Here is a 24,683-nt window from a genome sequence, read left to right on the forward strand (position 1 = left end):
CCGATGGCCGCACCGGCGCACCCGGATCTGCTCGACTATCTCGACCAGGCGATGTTCCTCGGACTGCGGGCGACCGGTCAGGCCGCGGTCATGCAGTGCATCTGGATCTACCAACGCGCGGTAGATCTGGACGGCGTACACCGATTCCACCGCAACTTCGGACGGGGACTGGCCGGGCGTCGGATCGAACCCTCGCCACTGCCGTTCGGCCGGCACCGTTGGGCCTCCGGCGCTCCGGGTGCGTTGGATGTCGGCACCGACCCCATCCCGCGCTCCGATGTCGCGGACTGGCTGGATCACCGTGCCCGATTGCCGATCGACCCGCAGTGGGGCCCGGGTTGGCACCTGGCGGTGCAACCGCTGACCGACGGTGGCACCGTCATCAGCCTGGTCGGCTCGCACTGCCTGGCCGACGGAGGCGGGGGAGTTCTGGAGATCCTCAACGCGGTCAACGGCACACCCCGCACCCTCGGGCACCAGCCGGTCGGGGCCCGAACCCGCCGCCGGGCACTGGCCGCCGATGCCCGCCAGCTGGTGCGCGATCTGCCCACCGCCGGACGGGCTCTGCGCCAAGCCCTCCGAACCGTGGCCCGCGACAATGAGCGCCGAAGGCGTCCAATCCGGTCCGCGGAACCCCGCCGTCGCGACGCCGTCCCCACCGATCACGGCAACGTCGTTGTCGCATCGGTCACCTGCATCGTGGCAGCAGACCGATGGCGCAGCCGCGCCGAGTCGCTGGGCGGAAACTCGCACTCGCTGCTGGCCGGATTCACCGCCCGGCTCGGCCACCGGATGGGCAGAGGTACCGGACCGGACGGCACCGTCGCCCTGATCGTCCCGATCAACGACCGCCGCAGCCTCGACGACACCAGGGCCAATGCGGTACGGCTCGGCGACGTCCGGATCGACCCGCGACGGGTTACCACCGACCTGAGCGTCGCGCGCGCCGACATCCGAGAAGCGCTGGACCGGCTCGACCGGGCACCGGACCCGACACTGCACCTGCTGCCGCTGATTCCGTACGTGCCCAAGCGGGCCGTCGGGCGGCTGGCCGAAACGGCGTTCGGGTTCGCCGACCAGCCCGCCTCCTGCTCCAACATGGGCGTCCTCCCTGCCGAGGTCGCCCGCCTCGACGGCGCCGATGCGGACTACGTCGCGATGCGCGGGATCGACCGCCATATCACCCGGTCGGTACTCGAACAGCGCAGCGGCCTGCTGACCGTGGTCGGTGCGCAGGTGGGCGCGCACCTGTCCATCGCGGTGGTGGGCTACCAACCCGGTGCGGTCAACACCCGGGCCTGGCTGGCAGATCTGGTGGCCGCAACGTTGTCGGATTTCGCGCTCGACGGCGTCGGCATCTGATGTCGGTCCGTCTCGGCTATCTCGATCAGGCCGCGCACCTGTCGATGCGAGCCACCGGGCGGCGGCAGCTGGTCCAGCTCGGGTGGTTGTATCGACGGCCGGTGGACCCCGAGGGAATCGCCCGATTCCATCGCAACTTCGGCCGTGGCCTGGCGGGCCGCCGCATCGAGCGCTCACCGCTGCCGTTCGGCCGGCACCGCTGGGTCGCCGCTCCCGATCCCGCTCCGCTGAAGTTCAGCGAAATTGTCAGGCCCGGTGAGGAACTCGGCGACTGGTTCGACGAACGGTCGCAGATCCCGGTCGATCCCGAGCACGGTCCGGGCTGGCACATGGCGGTGCAACCGTTCAGTGCCGGCGCAACGGCCGTCACCGTCGTCGGATCGCATTGCCTGCTCGACGGGGTGGCGGTGTTGACGGCCGCCGCGCACGCCGCTGACGACCGCGCCGAACCCATGGACTGGCCGCCGCCGCGTTCCCGGTCACCGGTGCGCGCGGTGCTGGCCGATCTGGCCCAGACCTGCCGCGACATCCCGGATCTGGTGGCTGCCGCGCGTGCCGGCCTGCGCGGTATCGGCGGCGAACCGGGAGACAGAACCGGGGTGGTCGTCGAGGCGGCCGACGGTGACCGGCTGGTCCGGGTGCCCGCCCTCAACGTGTTTGTCAGCGCCCGGGCCTGGGACGAGGTCGCTGCTCGATTCGGTGGCAACGGTTACAGCCTGCTCGCCGGGCTGGCCGCCGAGTTGGGGCGCCGGATGCGCCGCTGCGGCGACGGCCGGGCCGCCGAGTTGCTCATCGCGCTCAGCGAGCGAACCGTCGGCGACACCCGCGCCAACGCGCTGCGGATGGCCACCGTGCGGGTCGACCCCGCCACAGTCACCACCGATCTGACTGCGACGCGCACTGCGATCCGCGCCGCTGTGGCGGACGCGCGCACCACCGGCGACGGCATGTTCGCGATGCTGCCGCTGGCCCCCTTCGTCCCGCTGCGGGTGGCCCGGCGGCTGGGTGCCGCCATGTTCGGAAGTCAGCCGATATCGTGCTCCAACCTCGGCGAACTGGACCCGGCGGTGTGTCGCCCGGACGGCACCCCCGCCGACAGTCTCTTCCTTCGCCCGGTGGACCAGAACGTCCGCGAGCACGAAATCACCACCGGCGGAGGACAACTCGTCGTCGTCGCCGGGCGTGTCGGCGGCGTGGTGACGATCGGTATCGTCGGCTACACACCGGGCGGGGACAACACCCGGGCCGGTCTGCGGGCATTGGTCGACGCCGCGCTCGGCGCGTTCGGCCTGATCGGTGAGTTCGTTTGACCCAGTCGCACCCCGGACGGGTGCTGCCGGCCATCGGCCGGCTGGTGGTTGCGCACCCGGTGCTGGTGATCCTGGCGTGGGTCGCGACAGCGGTGGTCCTGACACTGACCATCCCGCCCCTGGCGGTGGTGGCGCAACGCAACCCACCACCGCTGCTACCCGCCGACGCCCCGGTACTGATGGCCGGCAACGCCATGCAATCCGCATTCGGGGAGGCCGGCTCCGGCAACGTCGCCGTGGTGGTGCTGCACGACGGCCACGGTCTGAGTCCCGGTGACGAATCTGTCTACCGGGATCTGGTCGCCCGCTTGCGCGCCGACACCGACGACGTCGAATCGATCCAGGACTTCGTCGCCATCCCCGAGCTGCGCGAGGTGATGACCAGCAAGGACCAACAGGCCTGGACCTTGCCGATCAGTCTCACCGGGACCATGGGTACACCGGGCGGCCAGGCGGCGTTCCGGGGCGCCATGCGCATCGTCGAGGAGGCGACCGCGCACACGGCGCTCACCGCCGATGTCGTCGGGCCGGCCGCCACACTGGAAGACGTCAACGACATCGGTGCCGGCGATCAGCACCTCATCGAGATCGCCACCGTTGTCCTGGTGCTCACCATCTTGATCCTGGTGTATCGCAACGTCGCTGCCATGCTGATGCCGCTGCTGACCATCGGAGTGTCACTGGTGGTCGCACAGCAGGTGGTGGCCGGACTGGGCCTGCTCGGGTTGGGTCTGGGACCCCAGACGCTCATGCTGATGACCGGAATGATGATGGGAGCCGGGGTCGATTACGCGGTATTCCTGTTCAGCCGCTATCAGGAGTTGCTGCGCGCCGGTCAGCGATCCGACGACGCCCTGGTCGCCGCGCTGCAGACGATCGGGGAAGTGATCACCGGTTCGGCCGGAACAGTCGCGCTGACCTTCGTCGGTTTGGGGCTGGCCACCCTGGGGGTATTCGCGACCGTCGGACCCGCTCTCACCGTCACCATCGCCACCGGTTTCCTCGCCTCGATGACATTGCTGCCGGCTCAGATCGTGATCGCCGGCCGGCGGGGCTGGATCGCACCGCGCCGGGACCTCACCGGTCGACTCTGGCGGCGCACCGGCGTGGCTGTGGTCCGCCGGCCCGGCCGTTACCTGGCCGTCAGCCTGGCGGCACTGCTCGGGCTGGCTGCCTGCACCGGATTTGCCAAGTTCAACTTCGACGACCGGATCACCTTGCCGGCCGAAGCGGCGAGTAACCGTGGCTACGACGCGATGACCGCGCACTTCCCGATCAGCACCACCCTGCAGCAATTCGTCGTCATCCACGCCCCGGATCAGGATCTGCGGAGTCCACGGGCCCTCGGCGACCTCGAGCAACTCGCCGCGCGGGTAGCCCAACTACCAGGTATCGACGCCGTTCGTGGCTTGACCCGGCCCACCGGCGAAACTCTGGAGCAAAGCCGCGCGACCTACCAGGCCGGTGAGGTCGGTGGAAAGCTGCGTGACGCTTCGTCGCAGATTGCCCGGAACGACGGAAATCTCAGCCAGCTCAGCGACGGGGCCGACAAACTCGCTGAGGTGCTCGGTCAGGTCCGCGACCAGGTCAGCGGATCGCTGGGCAGTATTCGCATTCTGCTCGGCGCCCTCACCGAGTTGCAGACGAAGGTGGGCGGCGGCCTCACGCTGGCCGAAATCGACCGCACCGCCACGCTCGTCGACAATATGCAGACGATGGGCGGCGCCCTTGATCAAAGCATCGAGCGGATGAGCCGGTTGCACACCTGGGCCGCACCGATGGTTACCGCGCTCAACGCCAGCCCCGTCTGTGACGCGGACCCCGGGTGTGTGGCCGGCCGTGCCGATCTGACTCAACTGGCCGAATCCGGCGACAATCCGCCGATGCAGGCGCTGAAGGCCCTGGTGCAACAGCTCAAGAATACGAAATCCTCTACAACTCTTGGGGATTCGGTACGCAAACTGGGCCGCAGCCTGGCAACGGTGTCCGCCTCGGCCCGAAGTCTGGGTCTCGGCGGCGCCGGAGGCACCCAGAACAAACTCGTCGAGGCGCTCAACGGGGCCGGGACACTGGCCGAGTCCAGTCGAAAGCTCGCCGACGGCGTGCAGCTACTGGTCGACCGGACCAGGGAAGTCGGCGGTGGTCTGGATCAGGCGTCGCAGTTTCTGCTGGCGATGAAACGCGACGCCGCGACCCCGTCGATGGCTGGCTTCTACATTCCGCCCGAGGTACTGAGCCACTCGGAGTTCGAGAAGGCCGCCAAGCTGTTCGTATCCGCCGACGGGCACACGGTGCGCTATCTGGTGCAGACAGCGCTGAACCCGTTCGGTACCGAGGCGATGGACCAGGTGGATCAGATCATCGGGGCCGCGCGCAGCGCACTGCCCAACACCACCCTGGCGGGCGCCGAAATCTCGATGGTCGGGTTCTCCGCGGTGAACCATGACATCCGCGACTACTACACCAGCGACCTGCGGTTCATCGTGGTGTTGACCCTCGTGGTGGTGTTTCTGATCCTGGCGCTGTTACTCCGGGCCGTCGTTGCCCCGCTGTATCTGGTGGCCTCGGTGGTGCTGTCCTACGCCTCGGCGCTGGGCATCGGAGTCGCGGTCTTCCAGTTCGGGCTGGGACAGCACCTGCACTGGAGTGTGCCCGCAATGGCGTTTCTGGTACTGGTGGCGGTCGGCGCCGACTACAACCTGCTGCTGATTTCCCGTATTCGCCAGGAATCCGGGCGGGGGGTACGCACCGGCACCATTCGCACGGTGGCGGCCACCGGCGGTGTGATCACCTCTGCCGGTCTGATATTCGCTGCCTCCATGCTGGCACTGACGGTATCCAGCATCAGCACCGTGGTCCAGATGGGTTTCGTGATCGGTGTCGGCCTGCTGCTGGACACATTCCTGGTGCGGACCGTCACCGTGCCAGCGCTGTGCGTGTTGGTCGGCGATGCCAACTGGTGGCCGTCGGGGCGCTACCGTACCCGCTCGAAGGCGCCGCTGACGTAACGTTCGACGCACGCCTGCCGGCGGATCTTTCCGCTTGTGGTCAGCGGGATCGCACCACGCGACACCAGGACCAGCTCGCTGGCGGCGATGCCGTGCGACTCCGAGATCGCCGAATGCACGGAGTTCTCGATCTGGGCCAGATGCTCGCGGATCTCATCTTCGGTGTTGCCGCGCTTCTTGGTCTCCACGATCGCGACGAGCTCCTCGGCGTCGGCGCCCTGCACCACGAGCGCCACCGACCGGCAGCCGGAGATCGCGGTGATCGTGGCCTCGATGTCGTCGGGATAGTGGTTACGGCCACGCACGATCAGCAGATCCTTGATCCGCCCGACTATGAACAGCTCGCCGTCGGAAAGGAACCCGAGATCGCCTGTGCACAGCCAGCTTTCGGCTGGAGTATCCGATGTCGGTTCCACGATGACACCGGCGAAGGTGCGAGCGGTCTCTTCGGGTTTGTTCCAGTACCCCTGGCAGACATTGTCGCCGCGAACCCAGATCTCGCCGATTTCCCCATCGGCGCACTCCCGATGGGTCTGCGGATCGATGATGCGCACGGCGGGGGAGTCCGGGCAACCGTAGGAGACCAGCGTGGTTCCGGTTTCGGAGCGTTCGGCGACACCGTCGGAGAGCCGGTCCGGATCGAAATGCACGACGGTCGGGGCGGCTGCTGGGGCCGCGGTTGCGACGTACAGTGTGGCCTCGGCCAAGCCGTAGGACGGGCGGATCACACCGGCGGACAGCCCCAGCGGCGCGAACCGGCGCGTGAAGCGATCCAGCGAGCCGGGCAACACCCTTTCGGCACCGTTCATGATGGCCAGCACCGAACTCAGATCGCAGCCGGGCAGTTCGTCGTCGCCGACTCGCGCGGCGGACAGGTCGAAGGCGAAGTTCGGTGCGGCACTCAGCGCATGGGGATGGGCGGCAAGCAGCTGCAGCCAGCGGGACGGACGGGCCAGGAACGCCAGAGGGGTGGTGAATACCGTGTGCCAGCCACCGAGAATCGGTGCGCAGATGCCCAGTAACAGGCCCATGTCGTGGTAGAAGGGCAGCCAGGACACCACCGTTGTGTCGGCGGGCGCCACCCCGCCATGGTGTGGGAAGAAGTACCGGATCATCTGCCGGTAGTTGGCTACCAGGTTGCGGTGCGAGACCATGACGCCGGCCGGTACCCGGGTTGATCCCGAGGTGTACTGCAGATAGGCCACGTCCTGAGTGGATCGGCGGCGGCGTGTCCCGGACCCCCGGGTCGGTGCTTCTGCCCGGGCGACGTCGATGATGGTTGCCGCCGGCGCTGCTGCGGCATGCGCGGCGACGGCCGCTTCCGTGGCCGAATCTGTCAGCAGTACCGCCGGTTGGGCGTCGGCGAGGACTGCGAGCACCCGCTCGTCGGCGGTCCCGGAGGCCGGAGGCGAAAGCGGTACCGCGATCAGGTCGGCTTCCAGGGCCGCGAGAAAACCGACCAGATAGTGCAGGTTCTGCGGGGTGAGGATCGCGGCGCGGTCGCCCGGTTGGGCGCGGTTGCGCAACACCCCGGCGAGATCGGTCACTCGGCGATAGAGCTGCGCCCAGGTCAGCTCATGGGCGACGCCGTCCCAATTCGTGTCGTAGTCGATGAAGGTGAACGCGGGGTCATTGGGTTGCAGGCTGGCACGCTCCCGCAGCACAGCCGTCAGTGACGTTTCGATGATTCCGGGTTCCTTTCAGTATCGCACCGACGGCGCATGGCAATTCTACTGATCGACGGCGCTGGCCGGGGTGCTCGCGCGCCCAGCCCTTCGCACCACCTCCGCCTACCCGATGGTCGAACCGCCCGGTTGGTCGCGGGCGGTCCCGCTTCGGTAACGGTCCGGCCAATTCCCGCCCAACTGGACCATAAGTCTGACTACGGTCAGTGTTATGAACGAGACAGCTGTCCTCACCCGTGGCAGTGGGTTGCCGCGCGGGGTACGCGGTGCGGCGGATCCCGCGTTCGCCTGGGCGGTGCGCCAGTTCGCCGCGATGTTCCCGCACCGGCGCTTCGGCGGCGGTGCGTTGTCGGTCTACCTCGACGGTGAACCGGTCGTCGACGTGTGGACCGGCTGGTCGGACCGGGCCGGCCGGCAGCACTGGGACGCCGACACCGGCGCGATGGTCTTCTCGGCGACGAAGGGGGTGGCCTCGACGGTCATCCACCGGCTCGCCGACCGCGGCCTGATCGACTACGACGCTCCCGTCGCGGAGTACTGGCACGAGTTCGGTGCCAACGGCAAGGCCGACATCACGGTTCGGGAGATGATGAGCCACCGGGCCGGGCTGTCCGGGCTGCCGATCAAAGCCGGCGACGACGTCCGCGACCATCTGCAGATGGAGGAACGGCTGGCCGCCGCACCGCACAGCGCGCTGCGCGGCCATCCCGCCTACCACGCACTCACCTACGGCTGGCTGACGTCCGGGCTGGCCCGCGCCGTGACCGGCAGCGGGATGCGGGAGCTGTTCCGGTCCGAGATCGCCGCGCCACTGGGTACCGACGGTCTGCACCTGGGCCGCCCGCCGGCCGGAGCCGCCACCCGAGCCGCCGAGATCATCGGGCCCCAGAAGATCCCCGGGCTGCCCGGCATCGGCTCGTGGGCGCCCACGGTGGCCCGGCATCCGTCGTCGGCGTTCTTCGGTGCGGTCTACTTCCCGTCGATGACCCACGCCATCCGCGGAGACACCCCGCTGCTGGACGCCGAGATCCCCGCCGCCAACGGGGTGGCCACCGCGCGCAGCCTGGCCCGCATGTATGCCGCGCTGATCAACGGTGGTGAGGTCGGCGGCGCCCGGCTGCTGTCGGCGGAGCGGGCTGCGGGACTGCGCGGACGAGTTGATCTGACCCGTGACCGCAACCTCGGTCTGCCGATGTCGTTCCACCTCGGCTATCACGCTTCCCCGGTGCCGGGGGTGCTCCCCGGATTCGGGCACGTCGGGCTGGGCGGTTCGCACGGCTGGGCGATGCCGGACTCGGGTCTGGCCATCGGTTTCGTGCACAACCGGCTGCTGACCCCGTTCTTGATCACCGACCAGGCCGGGTTCCTCGGCACCGCGCAGTTGATCCGCCGAGGCGCGGCGACCGCCCGCGCCCGCGGCTACCGGACCGTGTCGGACTTCGGGGCGCCCTATCAGCTGCCCGCCGCGGTCGCCGGCTGAGGACCCGGCCGTCCGGCCGGACTAGTCCAGTTGGAACAGGATCAGCAGCACCAGCGCCAGTGCCCCGATGCTCCAGCCCACCAGCGGGATCGCGACCGTCGCCGGTTCGCTGCGCCGGCTCCGCAGGCGGCCGGCACCGAAAATCACCAGTGACAGCAGCCCGGTCACGGCCGCGAACGGCGCCCAGACCGCGTCGATCTCCCGGAACAGCACGATCCCGGCCAACGCAGCGACACTGAGTGCGGTGCGTTCCCAAGCCAATTCGGTGCGCTCGTTCTGCAGGCAGGGGGGTTCGTCGGTCATCGTCAGGCCCGGAAGATCAACAGTGCCGCCGCGGTCAGTGCCGTCAGCACCAGCACCACGCCGAGCAGCACCGGCAACCGGCTGGGCGGCAGTTCGACACCGGCGTTCATCGCCTCCTGCACCTGGCGCCAGCGGCGCACCGAGAGCACGGCCAGCAACCCGCCCATGGCGATCAATCCCGCGCTCAGTCCGTGGCGCACGCCGGGGATCCCGAGGCTCGGCAGGATCATCAGCGCCACCCCGCCGCCGATCAGCGCCAGCGCGGTACGCGTCCAGGCCAGGAACGTCCGCTCGTTGGCCAGGGTGAACCGGTAGTCGAGCTCGGGCACGCCTGCCACCCTAATTAGGTCAACCGTTAGAATCGACGTAACGGCACCGATCCGGCCATCACCGGGGAGCCTTCGGAAGAACCGCCACCGTCGGTGGCCAACTAGACCCGAACGGGCCGGCCCGTCACAGCCTGCGAGTTGAGCGGCGTGCGCAAGCACGCAAGCGGGGTGGTACCGCGGCGCTCGCGCACACCGCGCGTCCGTCGTCCCCGTGCCGGAACATCAGGCACAGGAGACGACCGCCGTGGCCGACACCCCGCAGGCTTACCCCCGCTTCGCCGGCGGCACCCCCAACTTCCCCTCGCTGGAACTCGACGTACTGCGGTACTGGTCCGACGACGACACCTTCCGGGCCAGCATCGCCCGCCGCGAGGGCGCCCCCGAGTACGTCTTCTACGACGGCCCGCCATTCGCCAACGGCCTGCCGCACTACGGGCACCTGCTCACCGGCTACGTCAAGGACATCGTGCCGCGCTATCGCACCATGCGGGGCTACAAGGTGGACCGCCGGTTCGGCTGGGACACCCATGGCCTGCCCGCCGAACTCGAGGTGCAGCGCCAGCTCGACATCCACGACAAGGCCCAGATCGAGGCGATGGGCATCGGGGCGTTCAACGAGGCCTGCCGCGAATCGGTGCTCAAATACACCAAGGAGTGGGAGGCCTACGTCACCCGCCAGGCCCGCTGGGTCGACTTCGACAACGATTACAAGACCCTGGATCCCACCTTCATGGAGTCGGTGATCTGGGCGTTCAAGCAGCTGTGGGACTCCGGCCTGGCGTACGAGGGCTTCCGGGTGCTGCCGTACTGCTGGAACGACGAGACCCCGCTGTCCAACCACGAGCTGCGGATGGACGACGACGTCTACCAGTCCCGCCAGGACCCCGCGCTGACGGTCGGTTTCCTGGTGCCCGACGGGCCGCTGGCCGGGGCCCGCCTGCTGGTCTGGACGACGACCCCGTGGACACTGCCGTCCAACCAGGCCGTCGCCGTGCACCCCGAGGTCGACTACGCCGTCGTCGCCGCGCCCGACGGCAACCGCTACGTGCTGGCTAAGGCCCGGCTGGACGCCTACGCCCGGGAACTGGGGGAGGAGCCGCAGATCGTCGCCTCCTACACCGGCGCCGAGCTGCTCGGGACGCGCTACCAACCGCCGTTCCCGTACTTCACCACCGGGGACACCGCGGTCAACGCATTCCAGGTGCTGCCGGCCGATTTCGTCACCACCGAGGACGGCACCGGCATCGTGCACATGGCCCCGGCCTACGGCGAGGACGACAAGGCCACCACCGACACCGTCGGCATCACGCCCGCCAACCCGGTCGATTCCCGCGGCCGGTTCGACGCCACCGTTCCCGACTACGCCGGACAGCAGGTCTTCGACGCCAACCCGAACATCATCCGGGATCTGAAGAACCACACCGGATCCGCGGCGGCGGGCGGCGCGGTGCTGCTGCGCCACGAAACCTACGAGCACTCCTATCCGCACTGCTGGCGCTGCCGCAAACCGCTGATCTACCGCGCGGTTTCGTCATGGTTCGTGCAGGTCACCGAGTTCCGCGACCGGATGGTGGAACTCAACCAGCAGATCACCTGGCACCCCGAACACGTCAAAGACGGCCAGTTCGGCAAGTGGCTGTCGGGCGCTCGCGACTGGTCCATCTCTCGAAACCGCTATTGGGGCAGCCCGATCCCGGTGTGGAAGTCCGACGATCCGCTCTACCCGCGGATCGACGTGTACGGCAGCCTGGACGAACTCGAACGCGACTTCGGCGTGCGGCCGGACAACCTGCACCGGCCCTACATCGACGAGCTGACCCGGCCCAACCCCGACGACCCGACCGGCAAATCCACCATGCGCCGCATCGAGGACGTCTTCGACGTGTGGTTCGACTCCGGGTCGATGCCGTTCGCGCAGGTGCACTACCCGTTCGAGAACCAGGACTGGTTCCACACCCATTTCCCCGGGGACTTCATCGTCGAGTACATCGGCCAGACCCGCGGCTGGTTCTACACCCTGCACGTGCTGTCCACCGCCCTGTTCGACCGCCCGGCATTCAAAACCTGTGTGGCACACGGGATCGTGCTCGGCAACGACGGTGCGAAGATGAGCAAGTCGCTGCGTAACTACCCGGACGTGTCCGAGGTGTTCGACCGCGACGGCTCCGACGCCATGCGCTGGTTCCTGATGGCCTCGCCGATCCTGCGCGGTGGCAACCTGATCGTCACCGAACAGGGCATCCGGGAGGCGGTGCGCCAGGTGCTGCTGCCGCTCTCCAACGCCTACAGCTTCCTGGCCCTCTACGCCCCGAAAAAGGGTGTGTGGCGCACGGATTCGCAGAACGTGCTGGACCGCTACATCCTGGCCAAGCTCGCCCGGCTGCGCGACGACCTGACCGCGGCCCTGGATTCGTGCGACATCTCCGGGGCCTGTGAACAGTTGCGCCAGTTCACCGAGGCGCTGACCAACTGGTATGTGCGACGGTCCCGCAACCGGTTCTGGGAGGAGGACGCCGACGCCATCGACACCCTGCACACCGTGCTGGAAGTAACCTGCCGACTGGCCGCACCGCTGCTGCCGATGCTCACCGAGGTGATCTGGCGCGGCCTGACCGACGGGCGGTCGGTCCACCTGACCGACTGGCCCGCCGCCGATCTCCCGCACGACGAGGACCTCGTCGCGGCCATGGACCGGGTGCGCGACGTCTGCTCGGCGGGCTCCGCGCTGCGCAAGGCCAAGAAACTGCGGGTGCGGCTGCCCCTGCCGAAACTCACCGTCGCGACCGACGACCCGGACCAGCTGGCCCCGTTCGCCGAACTCATCGCCGACGAGCTCAACGTCAAGGGCATCGAGCTGACCGACGACATCGACGCACACGGCCGGTTCGAGTTGACCGTCAACGCCCGGGCCGCCGGACCGCGGATCGGCAAGGACGTGCAGGCCGCGATCAAAGCCGTCAAGGCGGGCCAGGGGGTGCTCAATCCCGACGGCACCCTGACCGCCGGCCCGGCAACCCTGATCGAGGGCGAGTACACCTCGAAACTCGTTGCCGCGGACCCGGAATGGACCCACGCGCTGCCCGACGGCGCCGGCCTGGTGGTGCTCGACGGCACCGTTACCGAAGAACTGGAGGCCGAGGGCTGGGCCAAGGACCGCATCCGCGAGCTGCAGGAACTGCGCAAGACCACCGGGTTGGATGTCTCCGACCGGATTCAGGTGGTGCTGGCGGTGCCCACCGACAAGGCCGCCTGGGCGCGTACCCACGCCGGTCTGATGGCCGGGGAGATCCTGGCCACCGGCTTCGAGATCGTCGAACCCGGCGCCCTGCCCGATGGCACCGACATCGGCGACGGCGTGCTGGCCCGGCTGACCAAGGCTTGACCGCGTCGAATCAGCGGACCTGGACCTGCCGGCGGTCGTAGCCGACGACATCGCCGGATTTCAGTTGCCGGCCGCGGCGGGTCTCCACCTCGCCGTTGACGCTCACCAGCCCGTCGCCGATCACCGCCTTGGCGTCGGCGCCCGAGTCGATCAGGTTGGCCAGCTTCAGGAACTGCCCCAGCCGGATACCGGCGTCGCGGATCGGCACCTCTTCCATGCCCGTCAGACTAGACGGGTGGCTCGCTGGGTTCTGCACCTCGACATGGACGCGTTCTTCGCGTCCGTCGAGCAGCTGACCCGCCCCACCCTGCGCGGTCGCCCGGTCCTCGTCGGCGGGCTGGGCGGGCGCGGCGTGGTGGCCGGGGCCAGCTACGAGTCGCGGGTGTACGGGGCGCGTTCGGCGATGCCCATGCACCAGGCCCGCCGCCTGGTCGGGGCGACGGCGGTGGTGCTGCCGCCGCGCGGCTCGGTGTACCGGGTGGCCAGCCACCGGGTGTTCGACACCGTCCGCGCCCGCATCCCGGTGCTGGAACAACTGTCCTTCGACGAGGCGTTCGGTGAACCCGTCGCGCTGGCCGGCGCCACCGCAGAACAGGTCGACCAGTTCTGCGCCGAGCTGCGCGCGGTCGTACTGGCCGAGACCGGCCTGATCGCCTCGGTCGGCGCCGGATCCGGCAAACAGATCGCCAAGATCGGCTCCGGCCTGGCCAAACCCGACGGTGTCCGGGTGCTGCGCCCCGACGAGGAGCGGATCCTGCTGGACGGCCTGCCGGTCCGCAAACTGTGGGGGATCGGTCCGGTCGCCGAGGAGAAACTGCACCGCCTCGGCATCGAAACCGTCGGCCAGTTCGCCGCCCTGGCCGAATCCGAGGCCGCCAGCATCCTGGGTGCCGGGATCGGGCCGGGCCTGCACCGGCTGGCCCGCGGTATCGACGACCGGCCGGTTGCCGAGCGGGCAGAGGCCAAGCAGATCAGCGCGGAGTCGACGTTCGCCGAGGACCTGCGGACCCTGGACCAGCTGCGCGACGCGGTCGGCCCGATCACCGAGGCCGCCCATCGCCGGTTGCTGGGCGACGGCCGCGGCGCGCGCACGGTCACCGTCAAACTGAAACGCTCGGACATGTCGACGCTGACCCGCTCGGCGACCCTGCCCTACGCCACCGCCGAACCCGCCACGCTGACCGCGACCGCGCTGCGGCTGCTGCTGGACCCGGTGCAGATCGGGCCGATCCGGCTGCTCGGCGTCGGCTTCTCCGGCCTGTCCGACGTCCAGCAGGAGTCGCTGTTCCCCGACCTGGACCAGGCCGACCCGGACGAACACGGCGGATCCGATGCTCCCGCACCCGAACCCGCGCGCACCGGCTGGCGGATCGGCGACGACGTCAGCCACCCCGAATTCGGCCACGGCTGGGTGCAGGGCGCCGGCCACGGCGTGGTGACCGTCCGCTTCGAAACCCGCGCCACCGGGCCGGGTATCGCCCGCACCCTGTCCGCCGACGACCCGGACCTACGCCCCGCCGACCCGCTGGAGAGCCTCGCCTGGGACCGGTGAGCTATCCCCAGCGCGCGAATGTCGCCGGCACATCGCGCCCGGCGGCCAGCGTCGCCATCAGCAGCACCCGCGCCTGCGGCGGCCGCAACCGCTGAGCCATCACCGCCCCGGCGTCGACCAGCGCCGATCCCGGCCCGTAGTCGGTGCCCACCGCGCAGAACGGCACCCGGGTGGACACGGCGACCGACACTCCGGCCGCGCAGTGCCGGGCCACCGCGGCGACCACGTCGGGCCCGGCGTTGCCCGATCCCATCGCCTCCAGCACGATCCCGCGCGCCCCGGCGGCCACACACCCGCTCAGCGCCGCGCCGTCGGCACCCGGATAGGCGGCCACGATGTCGACCCGCGGAGCCGCGGCCGCCGACACCCTCCCGACCGACAGCCGGGGCCGGTCGGCCGCCGGCGCCCCGGCGAACCCGCTGGGCGCCACCGGTCCGACCTTGTGCAGTCCGTGGGCGGCGAGCACTTCACCACCCAGGCACACCAGCACGCCGCGGTCGGCGACCGCCGGTTCGGCGGCCAGGCCGATCGCGTCGGCCAGATTGGCCGGACCGTCGGGCTCGGGATCGTCGGCGCTGCGCTGCGCTCCGGTCAGCACGACGGGCACCGCCACGTCCAGCGTCAGGTCGAGCCACAGCGCGGTTTCCTCCATGCTGTCGGTCCCGTGGGTGACGACGATCCCGTCGGCGCGGCCGTCGGCCGCGCCGGTCACGGCTTCGGCGATCCGGTCCCAGTCCGCGGGCAGCAGCGCCGAGCTGTCGACCGACATCAGGTCGACCGTGTCCAGGTCCACCTCACCGAGCAGCTCCGGGTCCACGACGGCGGCCAGCTCGGCGCCCGAGCGGGCGGGGCGCTTGACCCCGTCGCCGCCGGTGGTGGTGGCGATGGTGCCGCCGGTGGCGATCACGACGATGCGGGGCATCGTTGCATCATGCCCTGAGGGATGATGGTCGGGTGACGGACACGACCCCCGAGAACGTCGACGACGTGGAGGCGCCCGAGGAGCAGGCTCTGGAGACCGAGGCCGCCGACGAGGCGCCCGAGACCGAGCCCGCCGAGAGCGGCACCCCGGAAACCGCCGAGGACGAACCCAGCGAGGACGAACCCAGCGAGGACAAGCCCGCCGAGGACGAAGCACCCCGCCCCCGCCCCCGCCCCCGGCGCCAGGTCCTGCTGCTTCTGCTGGTGGCCGCGTTCGTGCTGGCCGTCGACGTGGCGACCAAGGTGCTGGCCGTCAAGATGCTGACCCCTTTTCAGCCCGTGGAGATCATCGGCGAGACGGTCACCTGGAACCTGCAGCGCAACTCCGGTGCGGCGTTCTCCATGTTCCGCGGCTCCACCTGGGTGCTGACCCTGATCGCGGCGGGGGTGGTGATCGGCATCGTCTGGATGGGCCGGCGGCTGGTGTCGAAGTGGTGGGCGCTGGGCCTGGGCATGATCCTCGGCGGCGCACTGGGCAACCTCGGCGACCGGATCTTCCGGGCTCCCGCGCCCCTGCACGGACAGGTCGTCGACTTCATCTCCATCGGCTGGTGGCCGACGTTCAACGTGGCCGATTCGGCCGTCGTCGGCGGGGCGATCCTGCTGGTAGCGTTGTCGCTGTTCGGTGTCGACTACGACACCCCCGCCCGGCGCGCCGATGACTGACCGCGTCATGCCGGTGCCGGAAGGGCTGGCCGGTATGCGGGTGGACGCCGGGCTGGCCCGGCTGCTCGGACTGTCCCGCACCGCCGCCGCGGCCATCGCCGAGGACGGCGGGGTGGAACTCGACGGCGTGCGGGTCGGCAAATCCGACAAGCTGATCGACGGCGGCTGGCTGTCGGTGACGATTCCCGACGCACCGCCGCCGGTGCAGAACGTGCCCGAGGAGATCGAGGGCATGACCATTCTGTACTCCGACGACGACATCGTCGCCGTCGACAAGCCGCCGGGTGTGGCCGCCCACGCCGGCGTCGGCTGGCACGGGCCGACGGTGCTCGGCGGCCTGGCGGCCGCCGGTTTCCGCATCTCCACCTCCGGTGTGCACGAACGCCAGGGCATCGTGCACCGCCTGGACGTCGGCACTTCGGGGGTGATGGTCGTCGCGCTGTCCGAGCACGCCTACACCGTGCTCAAGCGCGCCTTCAAATACCGCACCGTCGACAAGCGCTACCACGCGCTGGTCCAGGGCCACCCCGATCCGTCCAGCGGCACCATCGACGCGCCGATCGGCCGGCACCGCAGCGGAGAGTGGAAGTTCACCGTCGCCGAGGGCGGCCGCGACAGCGTCACCCACTACGACACCATCGAGGCGTTCACCGCCGCCAGCCTGCTCGACGTGCACCTGGAAACCGGTCGCACCCACCAGATCCGGGTGCACTTCTCCGCGCTGCACCACCCGTGCTGCGGCGACTTGGTGTACGGCGCCGACCCCACGCTGGCCAAGAAACTCGGCCTGGAACGGCAGTGGCTGCACGCCCGCTCACTGTCGTTTGCGCACCCCGCGGACGGCCGCCGGATGGAGATCACCGCGCCGTATACCGAGGATCTGCAACATGCTCTCGACGTGCTGCGGGCCCAGGGATGACGGTCGAGGACCCGTCGGGCCGGCTGGCCGCCAAGGCGCGGCGCCGGCGCTTCATGATGCTGACCGCCGCCGTCATCGGGCTGGCCATGCTGCTGCCCGGGCTGGCCACCGTCATGCAGCGCGACTCGACCCCGGCGGCAGACCAGGCGACCAGCACCACCCCGGCCGCTCCGGCCATCAAACCGCTCGCCGTCGTCGTGGTGACCGAGGTCGTGGGCGTCGGACCCGACGGGTGCCCGGCCCCGGGTCTGGGCCCCTACACCGAACACCGGCAACTGTGCGACCTGGAGAAGAAGGGTCTCTACACCCTCGGCTCGGACCGCATCGAACTGCAGTTGACCGGCGCGTCGGCCGTCCCCCCGTCGCTGGCCGAGGCGCTGAACCCGACGGCACCCCCGACCACGACCGCCGCCGCGTCCGGCGGCTACACCGTGCACGTGTTGATGACCCCGGAATCGGGGCGGGAGTTCGCCGACTTCACCGCCGCGCACCCGGGCAAACAGCTCGCCTTCGTGCGGGATTCGCAGGTGGTGTCGGCGCCGAAGGTCGACGGCCGCATCGAAGGTCAGACGCTGGTGCTCTCCGGTGAACTGACCGCCGAGCAGGCCGAACGAACCGCCGCGCTGCTGCGCAACGGCAGCTGAGTTGAGCCACCCGCAGACCCGGTCCGGCGCGGGCCTGCTGTTCGGGCTCGGCGCCTACGGGCTCTGGGGGCTGTTCCCGGCGTTCTTCCCGCTGCTTCTGCCGTCGGGAGCGATCGAGGTGCTGGCGCACCGGATCGTGTGGACGGCGGTGTTCATGGCGGTGGTGCTGGCGCTGACCGGCGCCCCCCCGCAGCTGCGGCACCTCGATGCCCGCACCTGGGCGCAACTGGGCGTCGCCGCGGTGCTGATCTCCATCAACTGGGGCAGCTACATCTGGGCCGTCAACAACGGCCATGTCACCGACGCCGCCCTCGGCTACTTCATCAACCCGCTGTTCAGCGTCGTGCTCGGTGTGCTGCTCTTCGCCGAACGGCTCAACCGCGCGCAGTGGGCCGCACTCGGCATCGCCGTCGTCGCCGTGCTGATCATCGCCGTCGAGGCCGGCTCCCCGCCGTGGGTCGCGCTGACGGTGGCCGGCAGCTTCGGTCTCTACGGTGCCGTCAAGAAGGTGGTCCCCGTCGACCCGACCATCAGCGTCGGCGTCGAAGCGGCGCTGATGACCCCGGTCGCGCTGGGCTATCTCGCCTTCCTGGTGCACGACGGCGGCACCACCTTCACCACACTCGGCGCCGGGCATGTGGTGCTGACGCTGCTGAGCGGCCCGGTCACCGCGATCCCGCTGCTGTGCTTTGCCGCCGCCGCCCAGCGCCTGCCGCTGGTGACCCTCGGACTGCTGATGTACCTGACCCCGGCGATGGCGATGACCTGGGGAATCGTCGTCGGCCACGAGGTGATGTCACCGGCCCGCTGGGCCGGCTTCGCGCTGATCTGGGTGGCCCTGGCGGTGTTCAGCGCCGACGCCGTGCGCCGGGCCCGGACCCGGTAGCGCCGACACGCCGGGGACGGCACGCCGGACACGCTCGACGCCCCGCGCGGGTGGGCCGAATCTGTCGGCGCTCGGTCATAGACTGGTCGTCCTATGGCTACCTCCGGATCCTTCGTGCACCTGCATAACCACACCGAGTACTCCATGCTCGACGGTGCGGCGAAGGTCAACCCGATGCTGGCCGAGGCCAAGCGGCTGGGCATGCCGGCCATCGGGATGACCGACCACGGCAACATGTTCGGCGCCAGCGAGTTCTACAACGCCGCCGTCAAGGCCGACATCAAACCGATCATCGGCATCGAGGCCTACATCGCCCCGGCGTCGCGGTTCGACACCAAGCGCATCACCTGGGGTGATCCCAGCCAGCGCTCCGACGACGTCTCGGCCAGCGGTGCCTACCTGCACATGACGATGATGGCCGAGAACGCCACCGGCCTGCGCAACCTGTTCAAACTGTCCTCGCTGGCGTCCTTCGAGGGCCAGCTGGGCAAGTGGCCCCGGATGGACGCCGAGATCATCGCCGAGCACGCCTCCGGCATCATCGCGACGACGGGCTGCCCGTCCGGGGAGGTGCAGACGCGGCTGCGCCTCGGTCACGACCGGGAGGCGCTGGAGGCCGCCGCCAAGTGGCGCGAGATCTTCGGTCCGGAGAATTTCTTCCTGGAACTGATGGACCACGGTCTATCCATCGAACGCCGGGTCCGCGAGGGATTGCTGGAGATCGGCCGCAAGCTCGACATCCCGCCGCTGGCCACCAACGACTGCCACTACGTGACCCGCGAGGCCGCGCACAACCATGAGGCGCTGCTGTGCGTGCAGACCGGCAAGACGCTGTCGGACCCCACCCGGTTCAAGTTCGACGGCGACGGCTACTACCTCAAGTCGGCCGAGGAGATGCGGGCCCTGTGGGATGACCAGGTGCCCGGCGCCTGTGACTCCACCGTCCTGATCGCCGAGCGGGTGCAGCCCTACACCGACGTGTGGACCCCGGTGGACCGGATGCCGATCTTCCCGGTGCCCGAGGGGCACGACCAGGGCTCCTGGCTGCGCCATGAGGTGGCCGAGGGCCTGCGGCGCCGGTTCCCCGACGGGGTCCCGCAGGAGTACATAACCCGCGCCGAATACGAGATCGACGTCATCTGTGGCAAGGGCTTCCCGTCGTACTTCCTGATCGTGGCCGACCTGATCAGCTATGCCCGCTCGATCGGCATCTGGGTGGGCCCGGGCCGCGGATCGGCGGCCGGCTCGCTGGTCGCCTATGCCCTGTCGATCACCAACATCGACCCGATTCCGCACGGCCTGCTGTTCGAGCGGTTCCTCAACCCGGAGCGGCCGTCGGCCCCGGATATCGATATCGACTTCGACGACCGCCGCCGCGGCGAGATGGTCCGCTACGCCGCCGAGAAGTGGGGCAGCGACCGCGTCGCCCAGGTCATCACCTTCGGCACCATCAAGACCAAGGCCGCCATCAAGGATTCGGCCCGAGTCCACTACGGCCAGCCCGGATTCGCCATCGCCGACCGGATCACCAAGGCGTTGCCGCCGCCGATCATGGCCAAGGACATCCCGGTCTCGGGCATCACCGACCCGAACCACGAGCGGTACAAGGAAGCCGCCGAGGTACGGGCGCTGATCGACACCGATCCCGATGTGCGCACCATCTACGAGACGGCGCTGGGCCTGGAGGGCCTGGTCCGCAACGCCGGCGTGCACGCCTGCGCGGTGATCATGAGCTCCCAGCCGCTGATCGAGGCGATCCCGCTGTGGAAACGCCCGCAGGACGGCGCCATCATCACCGGCTGGGACTACCCGTCGTGCGAGGCCATCGGTCTGTTGAAGATGGACTTCCTGGGGCTGCGGAACCTGACGATCATCGGGGACTGCCTGGCCAACATCAAGGCCAACCGGGGCGAGGACCTCGACCTGGAGAAGCTGTCCTTCGACGACGAAAAGACCTACGAACTGCTCTCCCGCGGTGACACCCTCGGGGTGTTCCAGCTCGACGGCGGCCCGATGCGCGACCTGCTGCGCCGCATGCAGCCCACCGAGTTCAACGACATCGTCGCGGTGTTGGCGCTGTACCGTCCGGGCCCGATGGGCATGAACGCCCACAACGATTACGCCGACCGCAAGAACGCCCGCCAGCCGATCAAGCCGATCCACCCCGAGCTGGAGGAGCCGCTCAAAGAGATCCTCGCCGAGACCTACGGCCTGATCGTCTACCAAGAGCAGATCATGTTCATCGCCCAGAAGGTCGCCTCCTACAGCATGGGTAAGGCCGATGCGCTGCGAAAGGCCATGGGCAAGAAGAAGATCGAAGTGCTGGAGGCCGAGTACCAGGGCTTCCGCGAGGGCATGATGGCCAACGGCTTCTCCGAGGGCGCGGTGAAGGCGCTGTGGGACACCATCCTGCCGTTCGCCGGGTACGCATTCAACAAGTCGCACGCCGCCGGCTACGGCCTGGTGTCCTACTGGACGGCCTACCTGAAGGCCAATTACCCGGCGGAGTACATGGCCGGGCTGCTGACCTCGGTCGGTGACGACAAGGACAAGGCCGCGGTGTACCTGGCCGACTGCCGGCGCCTGGGCATCACCGTGCTGCCGCCGGATGTCAATGAATCCGAGGTGAACTTCGCCTCCGTCGGCGCCGATATCCGGTTCGGCATGGGCGCGATCCGCAACGTCGGCGCCAACGTGGTTACCTCCCTGATCGAGACCCGGAAGGCCAAGGGGCACTTCACCGATTTCTCCGACTACCTGAACAAGATCGACATCTCGGCGTGCAACAAGAAGGTCACCGAGTCGCTGATCAAGGCCGGCGCGTTCGACTCGCTCAAACACGCCCGCAAGGGTCTGTTCCTGGTGCACACCGATGCCGTCGACTCGGTGCTGGGCACCAAGAAGGCCGAGGCCGTGGGGCAGTTCGACCTCTTCGGCGGCGGCAGTGAAGACGGGGCGGAGGGTGTCGACTCCGTCTTCACCATCAAGGTGCCCGACGAGGAGTGGGAGGACAAGCACAAGCTCGCCCTGGAACGGGAGATGCTGGGGCTGTACGTGTCCGGGCACCCGCTCGACGGCGTCGCGCACCTGCTGGCCAACCAGGTCGACACCCAGATCCCGGCGATCCTGGAGGGCGATGTCGCCGACGGTACCACCGTGCTGGTGGGTGGCATCCTGGCCGGCGTGAACCGGCGGGTCAACAAGAACGGATTGCCCTGGGCCTCAGCGCAACTGGAGGACCTCACCGGTGGTATCGAGGTGCTGTTCTTCCCGCAGACCTACTCGATGGTCGGTGCCGACGTCGCCGACGACGCCGTGGTGCTGGTCAAGGCCAAGGTCAATATGCGCGACGACCGGATCTCGCTGATCGCCCACGAACTGATCGTCCCGGATTTCAGCAGCGCCAACGGTAACCGGCCGCTGGCGGTCAGCCTGCCCACGCGGCAATGCACGATCGACAAGGTCAGCGCCCTCAAGCAGGTGCTGGCTCGGCATCCCGGGACCACCCAGATCTACCTGCGGTTGATCAGCGGCGAACGGATCACCACCCTGGAACTCGACCAGGGCCTGCGGGTGACCCCGTCCTCGGCGCTGATGGGGGACCTGAAGGCACTGCTCGGACCGGGCTGCCTGGGCGGCTGAGCATTCTGGCCGTCGCCCGTCAGTGCAGCAGGCTGACCGCGCGGGCGAACGCCAGCGCGACCTTTCCAGTCGGTCGCTACCGACCGGGACGGGTCAGCGCCGCATACCGGGTGCGGTGACGGTCGGTGCTGCCGAACTCGTACTGCACGGCGGTCAGCCGCTTGAAGTAGTCACCGATCGCCAGCTCCTCGGTCATCCCCATCGCGCCGTGCAGCTGCACCGCTTCCTGACCGATCAACCGGGCCGCCCGGCCGACGGTCACCTTCGCGGCCGACACCGCGCGGGCCCGCGCCGTCGGTTCCGCGTCGAGGTTCAGCACCGCCAGGCACACCGCGGCGACGGACTGCTGCAACTCCATGTACATATCGGTCATCCGATGCTGCAACGCCTGGAAACTGCCGATCGGCGCCCCGAACTGCTGGCGCGTCTTGGCGTATTCCACCGTGTCCGCCAACACGTTTCGCATGCACCCGACGGCCTCAGAGGCCACCGCCGTGGCGCCCTCGTCGAGCGCCCGCGCCAGATTCGACTCCGCGCAGCCGGCCTCGCCGAGCAGCGCGGTGCCCGGCAGCCGCAGTCCGTCGAAGGAAAGGTCCGCGGCGCGCCGGTCGTCGATGGTCCGGTAACCGTGCACCGAAACCCCGGGAGGAGATGCGGCCGCATCGAATTCGCAGACGAACAGCGACAGGCCCTCGTCTGTCCGCGCGGAGATGATCAGGTGATCGGCCAGTGGCGCGTCCAGGACGACGGTCTTCGCGCCGTCGAGCACCCACTCGTCGCCGTCGCGGGTCGCGGTGGACACCGGGGCCAGTTCGTCGACGGAACCGGCCTCGGTGGCGGCCAGCGCGACGACCGCATCGCCGGCGGCGATCCGCTCCAGCAGCGCGTGCGCGGTCTCACCGCCGGCACGGCGCAACAGGCCACCGCTCACCACGACGGTGCCGACATAGGGCTCGATCACCAGGGCCCGGCCCAGCTCCTCGGCGATGACCATCAACTCGACGGCCCCGCCGTCGCTGCCGCCGACGTCGGCGGGCAGGGTGGCACCCAGGATCCCCAACTCGTCGGCGAACGAACGCCAGATGTCGGGCTGCCAGCCGGCGCCGGTTCGGGCGGTGGCGCGGCTCGCGGCGAGGTCATAGCGGGCCGAGAGGAACCGGGCGAGCCCGTCGCGCAGCAGTTCCTGCTCGTTGTCGAGTCTGAAGTCCATTTACAGTCCTAGGGCGGCTTTGGCGAGAATGTTGCGTTGAATCTCGTTGCTACCGGCGTAGATCGAGCCGGCGCGGTCGTTGAAGTACCGCAGGGGTGCCACCGCCTGCCACGGTTGACCGCTGAGGTGTCCGTCGGCCGGGGGTTCGTAGTCGCTGATCGGTCCGCCGGGTGCGGTGGCATGCGGCTGGTACACCCGGCCGCGCGGCCCGGCCGCCTCCAGCGCCAATTCGGTGATCGCCTGACTCAGCTCGGTGCTGATCACCTTGAGCATCGACGAGTCGGTGCCGGGGTTTCCGCCGGCGGCCACCGCTGCCAGGGTGCGGAATTCGAGGATTTCCAACACCTCGGTGCGGATCCGCGCATCGGCGAGCTTGGCGGCGAAGGCAGGGTCGTCGATCAGTGCGCCACCGCCGGGCCCGGGCTGCACGGTGGCGGCCGCCGCGATCTCGTCGGCCATCACCTGCAGCGCAGGCGCGGTCACCGAACCGCCGCGCTCGAACTCCAGCAGATACTTCGCGACGGTCCAGCCGTCGTCGATCTCGCCGATCACGTTGCTCTTGGGCACTCGCACCCGGTCGAAGAACACCTGGTTCTGAACCCGCTCGCCGGAGGTCATCACCAGCGGATGGACTTCGATGCCGGGGCTGGACATCTCCAGGAGCAGGAAGGTGATGCCCTGCTGTTTGCGCGGGCCGCGGGTGGTACGCACCAGGGCGAACATCCAGTTGGCCTCGGTGGCATGGGTGGTCCAGATCTTCGAGCCGGTGCAGACCAGGTGATCGCCGTCGTCGACCGCTGCCATCTGCAGCGACGCCAGATCCGATCCGGACTCCGGCTCGGAGTAGCCCTGGCAGAAGAAGACCTCACCGGTGAGGATCCGCGGCAGGAAGTAGGCCTTCTGTTCCTCGGTGCCGTACCGGATGATCGCGTGCGCCACCATCCGGATGCCCATCGGGGAGAGCGGGGGAGCGCCCGCCAGCTGCGATTCGCGACTGAAGATGTAGTGCTGGGTCAGTGACCAGTCACAGCCGCCGTATTCGACCGGCCAGGCCGGCGCGGCCCAGCCACGCTCGTGCAGGATCGCCTGCCACGCCATGCTGGCCTCGTGGTCGGCATAGACGCTGGTCATCCGGTGACCGGCGCGTTGCAACTCCGGGGTCAGCTTCTCGGCGAGGAACGTTCGTACCTCGTCGCGGAATGCGCGGTCGTCGTCCGACCAATTCAGATCCATCGGTGTCCTCTGCGGGCGCTCGTTCGAAGTCCCTAGACCATACAACCGGTTGGTAGAGTGGGGAAGGTCCCGTCGGTTCGGGGCGTAGGCT

General features: G+C 69.2%; 18 protein-coding genes. 11 read left to right on the top strand and 7 right to left on the bottom strand.

Going from position 1 to position 24,683, the window contains the following annotated elements:
• Positions 1-3 precede the first annotated feature (3 nt).
• The 3 genes from G6N16_RS12225 to G6N16_RS12235 are packed head-to-tail and all read left to right on the top strand — an operon-like array spanning position 4 to position 5,680.
• Positions 4-1,362 (top strand): hypothetical protein, encoded by a 1,359-nt coding sequence (locus G6N16_RS12225; RefSeq protein WP_083030460.1) that lies wholly within the window; start codon positions 4-6, stop codon positions 1,360-1,362.
• A complete protein-coding gene (locus G6N16_RS12230) occupies positions 1,362-2,672 on the top strand; it encodes a WS/DGAT/MGAT family O-acyltransferase (RefSeq protein ID WP_083030459.1) in 1,311 nt (436 codons plus the stop codon). The genes G6N16_RS12225 and G6N16_RS12230 overlap by 1 nt, the downstream gene beginning before the upstream one ends.
• Positions 2,669-5,680 (top strand): MMPL/RND family transporter, encoded by a 3,012-nt coding sequence (locus tag G6N16_RS12235; RefSeq protein WP_163787864.1) that lies wholly within the window; start codon positions 2,669-2,671, stop codon positions 5,678-5,680. Before G6N16_RS12230 ends, G6N16_RS12235 begins: the two co-directional genes overlap by 4 nt.
• On the opposite strand, the gene G6N16_RS12240 is transcribed toward G6N16_RS12235, so the two are convergent.
• On the bottom strand, positions 5,647-7,344 hold the full coding sequence (locus tag G6N16_RS12240) for a fatty-acid--AMP ligase (protein WP_407663642.1): 1,698 nt from the start codon (positions 7,342-7,344) through the stop codon (positions 5,647-5,649). The two genes, G6N16_RS12235 and G6N16_RS12240, sit on opposite strands and share 34 nt — an antisense overlap.
• 214 nt (positions 7,345-7,558) lie before the next feature.
• Between G6N16_RS12240 and lipL the strand changes: the two genes are divergently transcribed.
• Positions 7,559-8,845 carry an esterase/beta-lactamase LipL gene (gene lipL / locus G6N16_RS12245; protein WP_407663691.1) on the top strand — a complete coding sequence of 429 codons (1,287 nt, stop codon included), beginning with the start codon at positions 7,559-7,561 and terminating at the stop codon, positions 8,843-8,845.
• Positions 8,846-8,866: 21 nt separating this feature from the next.
• On the opposite strand, the gene G6N16_RS12250 is transcribed toward lipL, so the two are convergent.
• Together G6N16_RS12250 and G6N16_RS12255 are read right to left on the bottom strand one after the other, a co-directional pair.
• Positions 8,867-9,148 (bottom strand): DUF202 domain-containing protein, encoded by a 282-nt coding sequence (locus tag G6N16_RS12250; RefSeq protein WP_083030455.1) that lies wholly within the window; start codon positions 9,146-9,148, stop codon positions 8,867-8,869.
• Between the two features lie 2 nt (positions 9,149-9,150).
• Positions 9,151-9,486: a YidH family protein gene (locus tag G6N16_RS12255; protein WP_083030454.1), complete on the bottom strand. Its 336-nt coding sequence runs from the start codon at positions 9,484-9,486 to the stop codon at positions 9,151-9,153.
• 235 nt (positions 9,487-9,721) lie between these two features.
• On the opposite strand from G6N16_RS12255, the gene ileS reads away from it, so the two are divergent.
• Complete coding sequence (gene ileS, locus G6N16_RS12260) at positions 9,722-12,859, top strand: isoleucine--tRNA ligase (protein ID WP_083030507.1); 3,138 nt, start codon at positions 9,722-9,724, stop codon at positions 12,857-12,859.
• Between the two features lie 10 nt (positions 12,860-12,869).
• On the opposite strand, the gene G6N16_RS12265 is transcribed toward ileS, so the two are convergent.
• Complete coding sequence (locus tag G6N16_RS12265; protein ID WP_083030453.1) at positions 12,870-13,076, bottom strand: RNA-binding S4 domain-containing protein; 207 nt, start codon at positions 13,074-13,076, stop codon at positions 12,870-12,872.
• A gap of 45 nt (positions 13,077-13,121) precedes the next feature.
• Between G6N16_RS12265 and G6N16_RS12270 the strand changes: the two genes are divergently transcribed.
• Positions 13,122-14,411: a DNA polymerase IV gene (locus tag G6N16_RS12270; protein WP_083030506.1), complete on the top strand. Its 1,290-nt coding sequence runs from the start codon at positions 13,122-13,124 to the stop codon at positions 14,409-14,411.
• A 1-nt stretch (position 14,412) separates the two neighbouring features.
• Here the strand turns inward: G6N16_RS12270 and G6N16_RS12275 are convergent, their stop codons facing one another.
• Positions 14,413-15,333: an asparaginase gene (locus tag G6N16_RS12275; protein WP_163787865.1), complete on the bottom strand. Its 921-nt coding sequence runs from the start codon at positions 15,331-15,333 to the stop codon at positions 14,413-14,415.
• Positions 15,334-15,365: 32 nt separating this feature from the next.
• Between G6N16_RS12275 and lspA the strand changes: the two genes are divergently transcribed.
• From lspA to dnaE, 5 genes are all read left to right on the top strand, one after another.
• Positions 15,366-16,058, top strand: coding sequence for a signal peptidase II (lspA, locus tag G6N16_RS12280; RefSeq protein WP_407663643.1), 693 nt, complete (start codon positions 15,366-15,368; stop codon positions 16,056-16,058).
• The gene (locus G6N16_RS12285) at positions 16,051-16,977 is read left to right on the top strand and encodes an RluA family pseudouridine synthase (RefSeq protein WP_083033681.1); all 927 of its coding nucleotides are present in this window, start codon (positions 16,051-16,053) and stop codon (positions 16,975-16,977) included. Before lspA ends, G6N16_RS12285 begins: the two co-directional genes overlap by 8 nt.
• Positions 16,974-17,621: a SecDF P1 head subdomain-containing protein gene (locus G6N16_RS12290; RefSeq protein ID WP_083033683.1), complete on the top strand. Its 648-nt coding sequence runs from the start codon at positions 16,974-16,976 to the stop codon at positions 17,619-17,621. Before G6N16_RS12285 ends, G6N16_RS12290 begins: the two co-directional genes overlap by 4 nt.
• A 1-nt stretch (position 17,622) precedes the next feature.
• Positions 17,623-18,507, top strand: a complete 885-nt coding sequence (gene rarD / locus G6N16_RS12295) for an EamA family transporter RarD (RefSeq protein ID WP_083033686.1) — start codon at positions 17,623-17,625, stop codon at positions 18,505-18,507.
• A 93-nt stretch (positions 18,508-18,600) separates the two neighbouring features.
• Positions 18,601-22,149: a DNA polymerase III subunit alpha gene (dnaE, locus tag G6N16_RS12300; protein WP_083033689.1), complete on the top strand. Its 3,549-nt coding sequence runs from the start codon at positions 18,601-18,603 to the stop codon at positions 22,147-22,149.
• Positions 22,150-22,225: 76 nt separating this feature from the next.
• Here the strand turns inward: dnaE and G6N16_RS12305 are convergent, their stop codons facing one another.
• Both G6N16_RS12305 and G6N16_RS12310 read right to left on the bottom strand, forming a co-directional pair.
• The gene (locus G6N16_RS12305; protein WP_083033691.1) at positions 22,226-23,359 is read right to left on the bottom strand and encodes an acyl-CoA dehydrogenase family protein; all 1,134 of its coding nucleotides are present in this window, start codon (positions 23,357-23,359) and stop codon (positions 22,226-22,228) included.
• The gene (locus G6N16_RS12310) at positions 23,360-24,592 is read right to left on the bottom strand and encodes an acyl-CoA dehydrogenase family protein (protein ID WP_083033693.1); all 1,233 of its coding nucleotides are present in this window, start codon (positions 24,590-24,592) and stop codon (positions 23,360-23,362) included. It abuts the gene before it with no gap.
• Positions 24,593-24,683: the final 91 nt, after the last annotated feature.

The organism is Mycolicibacterium insubricum, assembly GCF_010731615.1.
Lineage (GTDB): Bacteria > Actinomycetota > Actinomycetes > Mycobacteriales > Mycobacteriaceae > Mycobacterium > Mycobacterium insubricum.

Bases quoted from the DNA above. Each gene is read 5' to 3' on its own strand.
- dnaE (WP_083033689.1), top strand. From the start codon at position 18,601: ATGGCTACCTCCGGATCCTTCGTGCACCTGCATAACCACACCGAGTAC.
- G6N16_RS12230 (WP_083030459.1), top strand. From the start codon at position 1,362: ATGTCGGTCCGTCTCGGCTATCTCGATCAGGCCGCGCACCTGTCGATG.
- G6N16_RS12305 (WP_083033691.1), bottom strand. From the start codon at position 23,359: ATGGACTTCAGACTCGACAACGAGCAGGAACTGCTGCGCGACGGGCTC.
- G6N16_RS12285 (WP_083033681.1), top strand. From the start codon at position 16,051: ATGACTGACCGCGTCATGCCGGTGCCGGAAGGGCTGGCCGGTATGCGG.
- G6N16_RS12275 (WP_163787865.1), bottom strand. From the start codon at position 15,333: ATGCCCCGCATCGTCGTGATCGCCACCGGCGGCACCATCGCCACCACC.
- G6N16_RS12225 (WP_083030460.1), top strand. From the start codon at position 4: ATGGCCGCACCGGCGCACCCGGATCTGCTCGACTATCTCGACCAGGCG.
- G6N16_RS12270 (WP_083030506.1), top strand. From the start codon at position 13,122: ATGGACGCGTTCTTCGCGTCCGTCGAGCAGCTGACCCGCCCCACCCTG.
- G6N16_RS12310 (WP_083033693.1), bottom strand. From the start codon at position 24,592: ATGGATCTGAATTGGTCGGACGACGACCGCGCATTCCGCGACGAGGTA.
- G6N16_RS12290 (WP_083033683.1), top strand. From the start codon at position 16,974: ATGACGGTCGAGGACCCGTCGGGCCGGCTGGCCGCCAAGGCGCGGCGC.
- G6N16_RS12265 (WP_083030453.1), bottom strand. From the start codon at position 13,076: ATGGAAGAGGTGCCGATCCGCGACGCCGGTATCCGGCTGGGGCAGTTC.
- G6N16_RS12250 (WP_083030455.1), bottom strand. From the start codon at position 9,148: ATGACCGACGAACCCCCCTGCCTGCAGAACGAGCGCACCGAATTGGCT.